The organism is Bacillus cereus, from assembly GCF_002577405.1.
In the GTDB taxonomy this organism is placed as follows: Bacteria; Bacillota; Bacilli; order Bacillales; family Bacillaceae_G; genus Bacillus_A; species Bacillus_A cereus_AU.
This window is the reverse complement of record NZ_NULR01000001.1, coordinates 122,097-136,641: the sequence shown is the minus strand read 5'-3', so window position 1 is coordinate 136,641 and position 14,545 is coordinate 122,097. Positions and strand designations below refer to the sequence as shown.

Sequence of the window (14,545 nt, the reverse complement as noted above, 5' to 3'; positions counted from 1 at the left end):
GATCCCTCTTTTATTATCATGATTTGTGAATGATTATATCATGTATTTCAATTTTTCAAATAATTAAATTCCTTATAAAATGAAATTGTAGAAACATTCATTCAAGTGATATTGGAGGAGAAAAGATGATCAAAAAGGGCTATCATGTAGCTGTAGTTGGGGCTACAGGTGCAGTAGGACAGAAAATTATTGAACTGTTAGAGAAAGAAACTAAATTTAATATAGTTGAAGTTACATTGCTTTCGTCAAAACGATCCGCTGGTAAGGTAGTACAATTTAAAGGACGGGAGATAATCATACAAGAAGCAAAAACAGATAGCTTTAAAGGTGTAGATATTGCTTTTTTTAGCGCTGGGGGAGAGGTTTCTAGACAATTTGTAAATCATGCAGTTTCTAGTGGAGCAATCGTAATTGACAACACAAGTGAATACCGAATGGCGCAAGATGTACCACTCGTTGTTCCAGAAGTAAATGCGCATACTTTAAGGCAGCATAAAGGTATTATAGCGGTGCCGAATTGTTCAGCCTTACAGATGGTAACGGCACTCCAGCCAATTCGAAAAGCATTCGGATTGGAACGAATTATCGTTTCCACATACCAAGCTGTATCAGGTTCTGGTATTCATGCGATTCATGCATTAAAAGAACAGGCTAAGTCTATGCTTGCAGGTGAGGAGATGAAAAGTACCATATTACCAGCAAAAAAAGATAAAAAGCATTACCCAATTGCGTTTAATGTACTGCCTCAAGTAGATATATTTACAGATAATGATTTCACCTTTGAAGAAGTAAAGATGATTCAAGAGACGAAGAAAATTTTAGAAGATCCTAACCTAAAAATGGCAGCTACTTGTGTCCGGGTTCCAGTTGTATCAGGACATTCAGAATCGGTTTATATAGAACTTGAAAAAGAAGCAACTGTAGAAGAGATTAAAGCAGTGCTAATGGATGCACCGGGTGTTATTTTACAAGATACCCCTAGTGAACAGTTGTATCCAATGCCATTATATGCAGAGGGGAAAATAGAAACATTTGTCGGGAGAGTTAGAAAAGACCCTGATATACCAAATGGATTTCACCTTTGGATTGTTTCAGATAATTTATTAAAAGGTGCAGCTTGGAATTCAGTTCAAATCGCAGAGACGTTGGTGGAAAAGGGGATAATTTAGTATAGGGTAAAAAAAACAGGGAAATGAGGGGAGTGAAAGAAAAAGAACCCTTTATATAAAGGATTCTTTTGGCGGTTAATCTAACACTCATAATCATGGTCGTATTTATGGCAACATTCATCGCAAGGATTGTTCTGATCATTGCAGCAAATACAAAACGTCTTTTGAATAAATATATCAATAAAATCAATGAAATCAGAATTGTTTGTTAGAGTGAGATTTTGGAAATCTTCCACTTGAAAAATCCTTATTTCATTAGGAACTATTGTGGCGATAATTGGTTTGCTAGAACTTCTTGTACGAATAGTTACTTCAATAGAAGCGGAATCGCTAGGAACAGATACCTGAAGTAATGTTTTGTTGTGATTACTAGTAAAATCTTCAAAAACTGCTCTTGCAGTGTTAGGGGGTACGATAATACTTAGAGGTACATTTCCAGTTGAGGGGGTTCCCGAACCAGCTATGGTATGGGTTTCGATAAAGCAGTTATCCTTTTGGTTAAGAGAACGCGATTGTTCTTTATAATAATCATTGTGGTCATTACAGCAGATGCAAAACGTTTTTTGAATAAAAATACCAATATCGCTACTTGTATTAGTATTATTTGTGACAGTGAGGCTTTCAAAATTTTCTACTTGAAGAATCCTTGTTTCACCTGTAGCTATTGTAGCGGTAATTGGTCTACGAGAATTTCTTGTACGAATAGTTACTACAATGGGTGCAGAAGTACCAGGAACATGAAACTGAAGCAATGTTTTATTGTGATTATTAGTAGAATCTTCAAAAACAACTCTTGAAGTGTTAGCTGGTACGATAATATCTAACGGTCTATTTGAACCAGCAATCGTATGGGTTTCAATGAAACAGTCCTCTTTTTTGTGATGAGAATGCGAACGGTTTTTATAGTATTTTTTACCGTTTTTATAAAAGTAATCAGCCATACTCATGTTGCTCTCCTTTCTTTAAAATGTCTATATATTTTATTAATCAAAAGGAAAGAGTGCTTGTATAAAATAATAAAATCCACTCTCGTAAATAATAAAAACTGCTATTTTAATAGCAGGGGGTGGAATAGTGCACCTAAGAAGTATACCGTTTATAAAGTTGAATTGCTCATATGTATCCGGGACTATACAGGAATGCGCTCAGCATATTGGAGTGTCTAGTGATTCCTAATATGAAAAGAGAGCCAGAAGGCTCTCTTTTTTGTTATATGGTCCGCTAGTAAAACAAAAACCTGCAAGTACATCAATACATTAGAAATTTTGTGAACATGAAGTGCAAGGTCCACCAGTGGGCTGAAATACAACATTATCAACAAAAGCTGTTGCGCCTTCGCCACCTGTAGCAATATTTTGGAAAGCAACACATGCTTCTGTCACACCAGGAGGTATACAAACAACAAGAACATAATGTTGGAAAACAGATTGCGGTTGATTCATAACTGGTATTATATGTGGAATATTTAATGTGCCAAGAGTTGCAGCAAGAGGAGGGCATCTATGTTCAGGAATTTCTGGAAAAGATACAGAGGCTATAAGAAATGCATTATCCCTTACATCTGCAGCAAAAGAAAACGTAAAACAACAACCTTCGTCAACATCGACCGATTGATTAATACTTCCACCTGGTCCAATTTTCGCAGCTAAGAGACTAACTGTCCCATCTGAAAGAATACGACCACTATGAACGTTTGGAACACCTACTTCTTCAACATCCCCAACTTGATTCCAACCTGGAACTGGATCGGTTATTAATGGTGGTTCGTCAAATCCAGGATTGTCAAGAATATTAGTACATGGACAACACGCTACTGCAGTCGGTCCAGTTGGTCCAGTCGGTCCAGTTGGTCCAGTCGGTCCAGTTGGTCCAGTCGGTCCAGTTGGTCCAGTTGGCCCAGTCGGTCCAGCTTCAGGTATAGGCACCGGGGGGAGAAAACATTCGCACGGAATATGAAATTTCTTATTAAATTTACTCATTTTCACACCATCCTTATCATTAACCCACTTACACTCTATAACTTATGAATTAGCTAGCACACAAGTATAAGAAAAAAGCCTTTAAAAATAAAAATAAAAATAAAAATAAGCCCTTATGTCACAAATATAACCCCGTTCCATAATATGTAAGGAACTTGGATTCACTTCAAGCGGCTTTCAATATATAAAAGGGGTCCGCTTCCTGAGTCGATACCGTTGGACCTGTTGCTCCTGTTGGACCTGTTGGTAAAGTGAATGAAGAAAAATAGGTGGGGTGTTGAAACGATTAAACTTGATTCAACAGTAGCTCCACGTAAAATAATATTTTCTTCATTCATAACTGCATCTCCTATGATTGCTCGTCATAGGAGATGCAGTTAGAGAAAGACAAATCATGAAGCTAGAAAACGATAATATAAAGGCACAAGAATCATTAAGAAAAATTATAGAGTGTATCGAAAGTGAGAAACAAAGCAAGATGAAGCTACAAGAAGACTTGTATAATCATGGTGGTTGGATGATATATGATGGTGAATGGGTTGAAGTGGACAAGCAATAAAAAAACAGCTAGCAAAAGCTAACTGCCCCGTTTTAAAGGAGAAATCAATTGTTACAGATTGGCGTATTTAAAGTATGTACAGTATTCGGGGATTTATTCAAAAAACTAAAAAGAGCACTTTTAAGTAGTGCTCTTAGTAAGTTGGTCCCTGAGAGAGTAGTGTAGTGCTCATGATAATATATGTGAGCCATTCATTGAGGTGCAAATATCTAATACCAACTTTATTTGGCACAACAAAGCAGTTAGCTTAATTCGCTAACCACTTGTTGTACAAAAGAAATTAGGCCCTAAAAATATGGATATGTAACTTGAAGTTACAGTTATAGTATAAAACGTGGTTGGAAATGTTATACGCAAATGAAAAGATCTAATGAAAATTTCATTTTGTATTAGTTTAAAACATAAAAAGAGCACTTAAAAAAGTGCTCCAGTGACGAGATCATTTACTTGTAAAGACTATCTTATTTTATAGTGAAGAAATACAATGTTCCAAAATTACCATTGTATTTTCAAGAAACAGGATATACAGGTTTTTATTTTTGTGTATTAAAAGAAGGGTGGGTATCACCTGTCGATACGCTAAAATGGCTAGAGTTTGATCCGAAAGGTGTTACAGTAGCGTTTGCTAATCGTATTATGCATAAGGAGAAACAAAATATTGAGGGTTTAAATAGAATTTTAGAAGTAAAATCACTTCCTACTAGTTGCCGAAAAACATTTGAAAAACGAATGAGGGGAGAAGAAATTAGTACGAAGGAGTGGATTTAAGGAAAAAAAGAACAATTTTTTTTATTATATGTAGTGTATTTCTATTAGTAAAAGCTAATTAGAAAGCACTATTTTTATATAATTAACTTATTAATATCCAAAAATCTTAATATTAGTTTATTCGACTTGTTTTCTAATAGTCAAAACATAAAATTAATTAGACTATTTTTTTATGTTTTATGATACTATATTGATTTGTAAGGTCTATGTTTTATGAGTAGGTCATATAAGTATATCTAATTTAATGGAATTGACGTATGGAGGTACAACATGGGGAATGTTGAAAAAATTGTAAATCTTCTAATGGAAGAACCGAAAAGAGAGCAGTTATTGCCTTTATTTGAAGAAGTGTTTGGGATTACAAGTCAAACATTGAATGATTTTTCAGAGAAAGGATATTGGGATTATACTTATAAAGCTTTATCATGTTTACATGAGGATAAAGTGATTGCAAATGTTGCAGCATTTTCACTACCATTGCTAATCAATGGTGAAAAAATTAATGCAGTGGGCATTCAATCAGTAATGACACATCCTAATTTTCGTAGACAAGGACTAATGACACGGTTAATGAGTAAAATGATAGAAGAAATCGATAAGCAGTGTGAATGTGCGTTATTGTTTACTGAAACTCCTGAACTATATACATCATTTGGATTTAAAGTTGTGCAGGAATATTTGATGACTATACCATACGATAAAAATAATAATAAGGATTCTCTACTTAGAAAATTAGATTACTATAATGAAGAAGATAGACAGTTAATACATGAAATAATCGATAGTAGCCAAAGGCTTTCAAATAAATTTTCAACATTAAACTTCCATTCTTCATTTTATTTAAATATGTATGACACGAAATGGAATGAGAAACTGTATTATTCAGAGAAACTAGATGCTCTGATCGTTTATGAAGTAGACAATGAAAAGTTGAAAGTATTTGGCGTATTTGCACCGGTACTTCCAGTGTTAGATGAAATATGTGCGGAAATCACGGAAAGCTTTACAGAAGTTGAATTTTATTTTTCTCCGGATCAATTAGGGATTGAGGATGTACAGTTTACAGAATTACAGTCTAGTAAGTATTTAATGGTTCGAAGTAGTAAAGAGTTAGACTTTAAAGGTTATAAATTCCCAGTATTAACGGAGTTTTAAATGTACATATAAATGCTTTTTTATTGAACAAATATAGAGGGAACCCGTATTCTTTTAATAAAGAATACGGGTTTTTTTATTTATGTAAGGTAAAGCATATTTATTGACCAGAAAGGAATCAATACTTATCATTTAATAATGTTAAATATTAATTTACATAATATAATAGAAGGAATGAAGAAATTACAGACTATAGGGCTTAATTAAATAAGGAGGGGATATGAAGTATTCAGTGATAATTTCATGAGAGAAGGAGATTATGTATGAAATCATTTCGCAAGTTGTTACAGTATTTAAAACCATACATGTTCTTCGCTATTATTGGACCACTATTTATGGTACTTGAGGTTGCGATGGACTTAATTCAGCCGACTATTATGCAACATATTATTGATGTTGGGATAGCAAATCGGGATTTGAATTATGTAATAAAAATGGGGCTTCTTATGATAGGAGCAGCAGCACTTGGTTTAGTTGGCGGACTTGGGTGTATGATGTATTCTACAAAAGCTGCTGTTAATTTTGCCACAGACATACGAAAAGATGTTTTTGCGAAAATAGAAACATTTTCTAGCAATAATCGTGATTCATTTGGAACAGGAAAATTATTAACGATTGTTACAAATGATATTACTTCAATTCAGTCGGCAATGACGATGACATTACGTGTTCTTGTTCGTGGGCCGTTGTTATTTATAGGAAGTATAATTATTGTTTTTGTAACAGCTCGAGAGTTATTTCCTATATTACTTGTAGTCGTCCCAATTTTATTACTTGCGATTATATTAATTGCAAGTAAAGCGAGCGGAACATTTAAAAAGGTGCAAGAGGCATTAGATAAAGTGAATACAAAGCTACAAGAAAATTTATCTGGTGTACGTGTAATAAAAGCGTATGTAAGACAAAAATATGAAATTTCTCAGTTTGGAAATGTTAATACAAATTTAACGAAGATAAATATTCGAGCTGTGCAGCTCATTTCGTTAATGATGCCAATCATTATGCTAGTTGTAAGTGGTGGGATTGTTGCAACACTATGGATTGGTGGAGAAAAAGTATTTAATGGAACTCTTCAAGTAGGAGCGATTTTAGCATTTATTAACTACTTAAATATCATTTTAATGGCACTTATGTCTATTAGTATGGTATTTATTCAAATTGCTCGAGCTTTTCCATCTGCGGATCGTGTACAACAAGTTTTAAATACTGAAGTTGATATTATGAACGAAGCTAATGCAATTGAACCTGAGCAAATCGAGGGGAATATTGATTTTAAAAATGTGAGTTATAGTTATACGAAAAATAATGAATACGTTTTAAAAGATATTTCATTTAGCATACGAAAAGGTGAAAAAGTAGGGATTATTGGATCAACAGGAAGTGGTAAATCTACTTTAGCTAAATTATTACCGCGTCTTTATGATGTTGATCAAGGTGAAATATGTATTGATGGAATAAATGTTAAAACATACGATTTACAAAAATTACGTTCTTCAATAGGTTTTGTACCTCAAAAGGCATTGTTATTTTCAGGAAGTATAGAAGGTAATTTACGTTATGGTAAAGAAGATGCCACGCGCGATGAACTGGAAATAGCAGCTACATCAGCTTGTGCGACGGAGTTTATCAACAAGCTGGAAGAATCTTATCAATATAATTTAACACAAGGTGCGACAAATCTATCAGGTGGACAAAAACAACGCGTATCTATTGCAAGAGCGCTTGTGAGAAAACCATCCATTCTTATATTAGATGATTCTACATCAGCAGTTGATGCTAGATCAGAATCCAATATTCAATCAGCATTAAGAACAGAATATAAAGGAACTACGACATTATTAATTGCTTCTAAAATCTCATCTATAATAGATGCTGATAAAATTCTCGTACTAGATAATGGTGAATTAGTTGGTGATGGTACTCATGAACAACTGTTAGAACAATGTGATGTATATCAGGAAATCTATCTTTCCCAAGGTGGCAATTTACATAAAGAAGGTGGGAAAGAACATGCGTAATTTTCAAGGTCAATTTGCTAATAAAGGTGGACGTAACGCACCGAAGACGGGAAAAGCGAAAAATACTAAAGGAACTGTAATGCGGATATGGAACTATATGGGTTATCAAAAAGCTGCTCTTATGTTCGTTATATTTCTAGTATTTGTTACGACGTTACTCGGGTTATTAGGTCCGTATTTTATGGGGGTAATTATAGATCAATATATTGTACCGAAAGATTTAAGCGGTACGGCAAGAATGTGTATGCTACTTATAGCGATTTACGGTGTAACAGTGCTTTTAACATGGCTACAAACGTACGTCATGATTAATGTTGCATTAAAAACAATTCAAAAAATACGCCAAGATATTTTTGAGAAAATCCAAACACTTTCTTTACGGTTCTTTGATGTACGTTCTCAAGGGGATTTAATGAGCCGTGTGACAAATGATATAGATAATTTGAATCAAGCGTTGACACAAAGTGTGGTGCAAATTATTTCATCAGCGTTAACTTTTATAGGTGTGACAATTGCGATGTTTTCATTAGATTGGATTTTAGCAAGTGTAACTTTAATTACAGTACCTATTATGTTTATTGTTACAAAAAAACTAGTTGCATATAGTGGTAAAAACTTTGCGAAGCGTCAAAAAGATTTAGGGGAATTAAATGGATTTATTGAAGAAGCAATAACAGGTGCGGATGTTACAAAATTGTACGGGAAAGAAAAAGAAACAGTACAAAATTTCAATAAAATTAATGAACAGCTAAGAGTTTCAGCTACGAAGGCGGATACATTTTCAGCTTTTATTTTTCCGAGTATGAACTTTATTAATAACTTAGGAATGGGGCTTGTAATTGGAACGGGATCAGTTATGGTTTTAAACGGCATGACAACGGTAGGTGTTATTGCAGCTTTTATTAATTATTCGCGTCAATTCTCAAGACCATTAAGTCAATTTGCAACTTTAATGAATACAATTCAAGCGGCAGTTGCTGGCGGGGAACGTGTTTTTGAAATTATGGATGAAGTACCAGAAATTCAAAATAAAAAAGATGCATTTGTTGTAGAAAATCTGCAGGGGCATGTCGCACTTGAGAATGTTTCATTTGGCTACGCGGAAAATAAAATGATTTTAAAAGAAGTGAGTCTTAAGGCGAATCCTGGAGAGACAATTGCTTTAGTTGGTCCGACTGGATCGGGAAAAACAACAATTATTAATTTATTAACTCGTTTTTATGATATACAGCAAGGCCAAATTCAAATTGATGGAAAAGATATAAAGGATTATGATATTAATTCTTTACGAAGTAAAATAGGAGTAGTTTTACAGGATACGTATTTATTTGCTGGATCGATTATGGATAATATCCGTTATGGCCGATTAAATGCTAGTGATGAAGAAGTAATCAATGCAGCTAAAGCAGCATCAGCACATTCTTTTATTAAGCATTTACCGAATCAATATGAAACAGAAATTGCTTCAGAAGGATCGAATTTAAGTCAAGGACAAAAACAACTGCTAGCAATTGCACGAGCAATTTTAGCAGATGCAGATATATTAATTCTCGATGAAGCGACGTCTAATATTGATACGAGAACAGAATTGCAAATTCAAGCAGGGCTAAACAATTTAATGAGTGGTCGAACAAGTTTTGTAATCGCTCATCGACTCAAAACAATTGAAAAGGCAGATCAAATCCTTGTTATAAAAGATGGAAGTATTTTGGAAAGAGGGAATCATGAATCTCTTATGGAAGATAGAGGATTTTACTTTGAATTATATACGAGTCAGTTTAAAATTTAACGAGAATATTGATATGGTGCGGTTTCTCTTGAAAGGAGAAACCGCATTTTAATGTTTTTTCATATGCATTATATATAACGTACTTCAGTCCAAATAATTGAATACCAGCAATTTTTATATAGGGTTTGCATTAGAGTGAAGTATCAATTAAGACTAAATTTGAATTTTGGATACAAACCGAACTATAACCAAATGGAAGTATTTAAATTGCGGAGAGGAATTTACAACGGAAGAATTGGATGTAGATAATGAGTTGAATTAATGGACTGGTCTTTTGTTGATTTTGTCAAATCCGTATTTTTACATGGTATATAGACAAATAAGAGTCTGATATGGCTCTCAGGCTCTTCCCTCAATAGCAAAGAGTAAGTCTTTTTAAAATTTCAAATAGATTAGCGCCCTATTTATTGTTTGTTGTAACTATATTGAATATTTGGCCGGACAATAAGACGAGCTTTGAATATATTAATAAAAAAGGGGATGTAGAACAATGGCTAGATATAGTTTACATGGAGGTCATAACAGTATTGTACAGGGGGCAAATTATGGGAATCGGAAAGAACATATTATGGATCGCCAAGTTAAGGATGCAGTTGTAACTAAATTAAGAGCATTGGGACATACAGTTTATGATGATACTGATGAGGTAGGGACAACACAAGCGCAAAATTTAAGTAATATTGTAGCAAAAACGAACTCGCATGATGTAGATCTAGTAATCTCATTTCACTTAAACTCGTATGATACTAACGCTAATGGTGTTGAAGTACTTTACTATGATCAACAAGCTTTATCAGCAAAAATAGCATCGCAACTTTCAAAAGATATTGGATGGTCAAACCGAGGCGCGAAGGAACGAAAAGACCTTTATGTATTAGCAAATACGAAGGCACCAGCAATTTTAATTGAACTTGGATTTATCGATAATGAATCCGATATGGCGAAATGGGATGTGGATAAGATTGCTAATTCAATCGTTTATGCTATAACGGGACAATCAGGTGGGACAACTCCACCATCTAAACAAAATATCATCCAATCAGGCGCTTTTTCACCGTATGAAGCTCCTGAGGCTATGCAAGCTTTAAATTCAGTTAAGATGACAGCTAAATTTATTTTACAATCTGATGGATTAACATATTTTATTTCCGATCCAACTTCAGATGCGCAATTAAACGGTATGAAAGGCTGGCTTGATCGTAAAGGCTGGTGGTATGAGGTTAAGTAAATTAGAAGGAATCTGGATTAAGCGATTATTAATCTGTTATTTGCGAGCAGTCAGTTTGATTTCCACTAATAATCGGTGGGGATGAGCAAAAATCCACTCCGATTAAAGTTTCATTTTATCATTTTTCGGCTGAAACTCTCCCACCTTAAAGAATAGATAGAACATGATCCAATAAGTAGGTGGGAGTTATGTGCTGGATAGGTGAAAAAAATCAACTATTTTTGGGAATAAAGAGTGATATACCAGAGCTACAATCTGATGTTAATAGAAAGAAGATTTACAAGTATCAAAAATAAGTATAAACCTAGTGTATAACGATTGAAATAGCACTGAAAACTAACAAAATGGCCATAATGATGTTAAATAATTGATTATGTTTTAATAAAATCTTTTGGAACATTGAACCGAATAGGCTCCAACTAAATGTACTCATTAAACCGACTATACCTAGAAATAAGGAAAAGAGAACGTAACTTAAATATGATTGGTAATAAGGCAGTATAAAAGTAGATACTACAGTCAGTCCGAATAATATCCCTTTAGGGTTAACAAATTGAAGGGAAATCCCCACTGTAAATAAGTTTGTATTATTTTTTTCAGTGGGCTCTGTATTGCCTTTACTAGTAAGTATTTTAAAAGCTAAATATAGCATATATGCTACACCTAAAATTTTTAAAGGTAATTCAATTATGGGTAGGATATTAATTAGTACAATATTAAAGAAACTACATAAGAAAGTAAGGATGAAAAAACCGAAAGCTACTCCAAAGCAAAATTGTATGCTCCTCTTTAAACCATGTTGATTGGCATACGTCATAGCTAAGAAATTATTAGGTCCGGGTGTGAAGCTACTTATAAAAACAAATAATAAAAAAGAAAATATAGGCATTTCAAAACCCCCTAAAAAATTGTATGTTATAATGACCGAAAAGAACAACATAACGTGTGCTTTTTATTATACATAACGGTCGTTATATTGTATATGGTTTAGGAGTGTTTTTTTATGGAAGAAATTCAACTTATTCTGGCGAAAAATTTAAAAACAATACGAGAGAAAGAAAAATTAAGTTTAGAAAAGGTTGCTCAATTAACAGGTGTGAGTAAAACGATGATTGGGCAAATTGAAAGGGGTGAATCAAGCCCGACACTAACGACAATATGGAAAATTGCGAATGGTTTGAAAGTGTCTTTTACCACTTTAATCAATAATCCACAGCCTGATACAAAAGTGGTTTTACGAAATGATGTTCGAGTCTTGTCTGAGGATAATGGGAGATATAAAGTATATCCTTCTTTTCCTTTCCAAGAGCATAGGAACTTTGAAATCTATACGGTTGAAATTGAAAAAGAAGGGAAATTAAGTTCAGAAGCACATAAAGAAGGAACGGAAGAATTTATTACTGTGTTTGAAGGAGAATTGACAATTGAAGTAAATGATTGCCAATATAAATTAAATAGCGGAGATTCAATTCGGTTTATGGCGGATAGATCGCACACTTATAAAAATTCTGGACGAACATTAACTCGATTAAGTATGACAATTTATTATCCAGCGTCATAAGTTTGCTGCTGTTTTAAAAACATAAAAACATGCGAAATGATAAAACCATCTATAAGAGATGGTTTTTATTTTTTGTAATCTAGAAAAATTGACACTCATTTGAGTGTCAACATTGTATTGCTCTTGTGTATAGGACTGGAGTATGTTTTTCAAATACGTATTGAGATGGTTCTTGACACTTCCCCTAAAGAGGCAAATAATTCTCACTCCTATTAATATTTTATTGGAACGAAGTTATGAATAACTTGTCTACTATAGTTTATGAGAGATTTTTATAATAGAAACGGCTTCATTCTTATAGAAGTAGCACAATTATAATAAAGACATAATTTTACTAAAATATAAAAATTGGTGTTGAGACTTGTGGAATATATTAAGGTATATTTACAACTTTCATATTCGAATAAATATGGATTTTTCGGGAAGAGATAAACGTGGAAAATTAAAATAAACTTTTAAGTTTAGGTATTTAATCTAAGCAGTCAATTATTAAAAACATATAATTAATATGTGAGTCATGAACATAATTAAATTATATTTTAAAGATTAATTATAATTCATGTTTCCTATTTTAGGTTAATCATATAATATAACTCTTTTTTTCAATTACATCTCTTATAGTTCTTAAAATAGGAAAGCACTCAAATATAATATAAGTAAGGAGGAAATAAATGAAACATAACGATTGTTTTGGTAACAATAACTGTAATCCGATTATTTTCACAGCAGATTGTTGTAATAACCCACAAACCGTTCCGATTAGTAGCGAGCAATTAGGTAGATTAATCACTTTACTAAACTCTTTAATTTCGGCTGTTGCAGCTTTTTTTGCAAACCCAAGTGACGCAAACAGATTAGCTTTACTCAATTTGTTTATTCAACTATTGAATTTACTAAATGAATTACCACCTTCTCCAGAAGGTGATTATTTAAAACAATTAATTCAAAGTATTATCAATGTACTACAATCTCCTAACCCAGACTTAAGTAAATTACTTTCCTTATTACAACAATTCTACAGCGCTCTTGCACCATTCTTCTTCTCTTTAATTATTGATCCTTCAAGTTTACAACTTCTATTAAACCTATTAGTTCAACTAATTGGTGCTACTCCAGGGGGAGGCCCAACAGGAGCAACAGGCCCAACAGGAGCAGGATCAACAGGAGCAACAGGTCCAACGGGAGCAACAGGTCCAACAGGAGCAGGAGTAACAGGTTCAACAGGCCCAACAGGAGCAGGATCAACAGGAGCAACAGGTCCAACGGGAGCAACAGGTCCAACAGGAGCAGGATCAACAGGTTCAACGGGAGCAACAGGCCCAACAGGCCCAACAGGAGCAGGAGTAACAGGAGCAACAGGTCCAACGGGAGCAGGAGCAACAGGAGCAACAGGTCCAACAGGAGCGACAGGAGCGACTGGCGGAGGAGCTATTATTCCGTTTGCTTCAGGTACAACGCCAGCTGCGTTAGCAAATGTGTTAGCGCCACTACTCAATACAGGAACTCTTCTCGGGTTTGGATTTAGTCAGCCTGGCGTAAGTTTGACTGGAACAAATCTCGTATTTACAAACCCAGTTCTTATAGGTGATTATGCATTTTCAGCACCACGCGCAGGGACTATTACGTCATTAGCAGGTTTCATTAGTGCAACAGCTGCGTTACCTCTATTAACTGTTCAAGTTCAGCTGCAAATATTTATTGCACCTGCAGGAAGTAATACGTTTACACCACAGGGAGTACCGCTTTTATTACCAGCATTTAACACAATCTCGATTCTTGATACGAGATCAGGAATCCAACCTCTTGCTATTCCAGTAGCCGCTGAGGATAAAATACTAGTATATGTTTCATTAACATCAGCTAGTCCAGTAGCTGCAGTAGCTGGATTTGTAAGTGCAGGTATTAATATCGTTTAATTTGTTACAATGTTTGCTTGAAATTTAAAGTGGCATTTGTATATAGCCCTTCCTAATTTTATTAGGAAGGGCTATATTTTTGTGAGAAATACGTGATAAATTAATTAGGAAATTACTCTTTGTTAAGTTGGTATAAAGGGAAAATAAAAACTTATGATTTATATTTTATAGTTCATGGGATAAGTTATATTGCTTGAAAAATTCCTCATAAGTAAAAGGATGAATTCTATTACAAATAGAATTCATCCATTAAATAAACTATATACTAGTGGGTTAAATTGTTAATCATGAGCGATGAAATGTAATTGCTCAAATTAGTAATAAACTATTTATTTTTATTACAGTTGCATCCTTTTTTCTTTACATAGCCTTGCTCGGCTAAATCTCTTTGTGATTGGGAATC

Annotated in this window: 11 protein-coding genes and 1 pseudogene; 9 read left to right on the top strand and 3 right to left on the bottom strand. The window is 33.9% G+C overall.

Translation table 11 applies throughout. From position 1 onward, the window contains the following. The first annotated feature begins 125 nt into the window (after positions 1-125). Positions 126-1,169 carry an aspartate-semialdehyde dehydrogenase gene (locus COC96_RS00690; protein ID WP_098768092.1) on the top strand — a complete coding sequence of 348 codons (1,044 nt, stop codon included), beginning with the start codon at positions 126-128 and terminating at the stop codon, positions 1,167-1,169. Positions 1,170-1,249: 80 nt separating this feature from the next. Here the strand turns inward: COC96_RS00690 and COC96_RS00685 are convergent, their stop codons facing one another. Next, positions 1,250-2,110 carry an exosporium protein D gene (locus COC96_RS00685; RefSeq protein WP_098266944.1) on the bottom strand — a complete coding sequence of 287 codons (861 nt, stop codon included), beginning with the start codon at positions 2,108-2,110 and terminating at the stop codon, positions 1,250-1,252. A gap of 315 nt (positions 2,111-2,425) precedes the next feature. After that, positions 2,426-3,148, bottom strand: a complete 723-nt coding sequence (locus COC96_RS27035; RefSeq protein WP_142339935.1) for a collagen-like protein — start codon at positions 3,146-3,148, stop codon at positions 2,426-2,428. 394 nt (positions 3,149-3,542) lie between these two features. Between COC96_RS27035 and COC96_RS27435 the strand changes: the two genes are divergently transcribed. The 6 genes and pseudogenes from COC96_RS27435 to COC96_RS00660 all read left to right on the top strand — a co-directional run bounded on the left by COC96_RS27435 (position 3,543) and on the right by COC96_RS00660 (position 10,665). Beyond that, positions 3,543-3,707 carry a hypothetical protein gene (locus COC96_RS27435; RefSeq protein WP_176538798.1) on the top strand — a complete coding sequence of 55 codons (165 nt, stop codon included), beginning with the start codon at positions 3,543-3,545 and terminating at the stop codon, positions 3,705-3,707. A 468-nt stretch (positions 3,708-4,175) separates the two neighbouring features. After that, positions 4,176-4,475 (top strand): annotated as a pseudogene (locus COC96_RS00680) (3-alpha domain-containing protein); the annotation flags it as partial. 270 nt (positions 4,476-4,745) lie between these two features. Beyond that, positions 4,746-5,630 (top strand): GNAT family N-acetyltransferase, encoded by an 885-nt coding sequence (locus COC96_RS00675; protein WP_098266790.1) that lies wholly within the window; start codon positions 4,746-4,748, stop codon positions 5,628-5,630. A gap of 263 nt (positions 5,631-5,893) precedes the next feature. Beyond that, positions 5,894-7,648 carry an ABC transporter ATP-binding protein gene (locus COC96_RS00670; RefSeq protein WP_098266791.1) on the top strand — a complete coding sequence of 585 codons (1,755 nt, stop codon included), beginning with the start codon at positions 5,894-5,896 and terminating at the stop codon, positions 7,646-7,648. After that, positions 7,641-9,437 carry an ABC transporter ATP-binding protein gene (locus COC96_RS00665; protein WP_098266792.1) on the top strand — a complete coding sequence of 599 codons (1,797 nt, stop codon included), beginning with the start codon at positions 7,641-7,643 and terminating at the stop codon, positions 9,435-9,437. Before COC96_RS00670 ends, COC96_RS00665 begins: the two co-directional genes overlap by 8 nt. Positions 9,438-9,927: 490 nt before the next feature. Continuing rightward, on the top strand, positions 9,928-10,665 hold the full coding sequence (locus tag COC96_RS00660; RefSeq protein WP_098266793.1) for an N-acetylmuramoyl-L-alanine amidase: 738 nt from the start codon (positions 9,928-9,930) through the stop codon (positions 10,663-10,665). 304 nt (positions 10,666-10,969) lie between these two features. Here COC96_RS00660 and COC96_RS00655 read toward each other — a convergent pair whose 3' ends face one another. Then, entirely contained in the window at positions 10,970-11,554 is a 585-nt protein-coding gene (locus COC96_RS00655) for a LysE family transporter (protein WP_098266794.1), read from the bottom strand. Positions 11,555-11,668: 114 nt separating this feature from the next. Between COC96_RS00655 and COC96_RS00650 the strand changes: the two genes are divergently transcribed. Then, entirely contained in the window at positions 11,669-12,226 is a 558-nt protein-coding gene (locus tag COC96_RS00650; RefSeq protein ID WP_098266795.1) for a helix-turn-helix domain-containing protein, read from the top strand. Between the two features lie 671 nt (positions 12,227-12,897). After that, a complete protein-coding gene (locus COC96_RS00645) occupies positions 12,898-14,142 on the top strand; it encodes an exosporium glycoprotein BclB-related protein (RefSeq protein WP_098768091.1) in 1,245 nt (414 codons plus the stop codon). Positions 14,143-14,545: the final 403 nt, after the last annotated feature.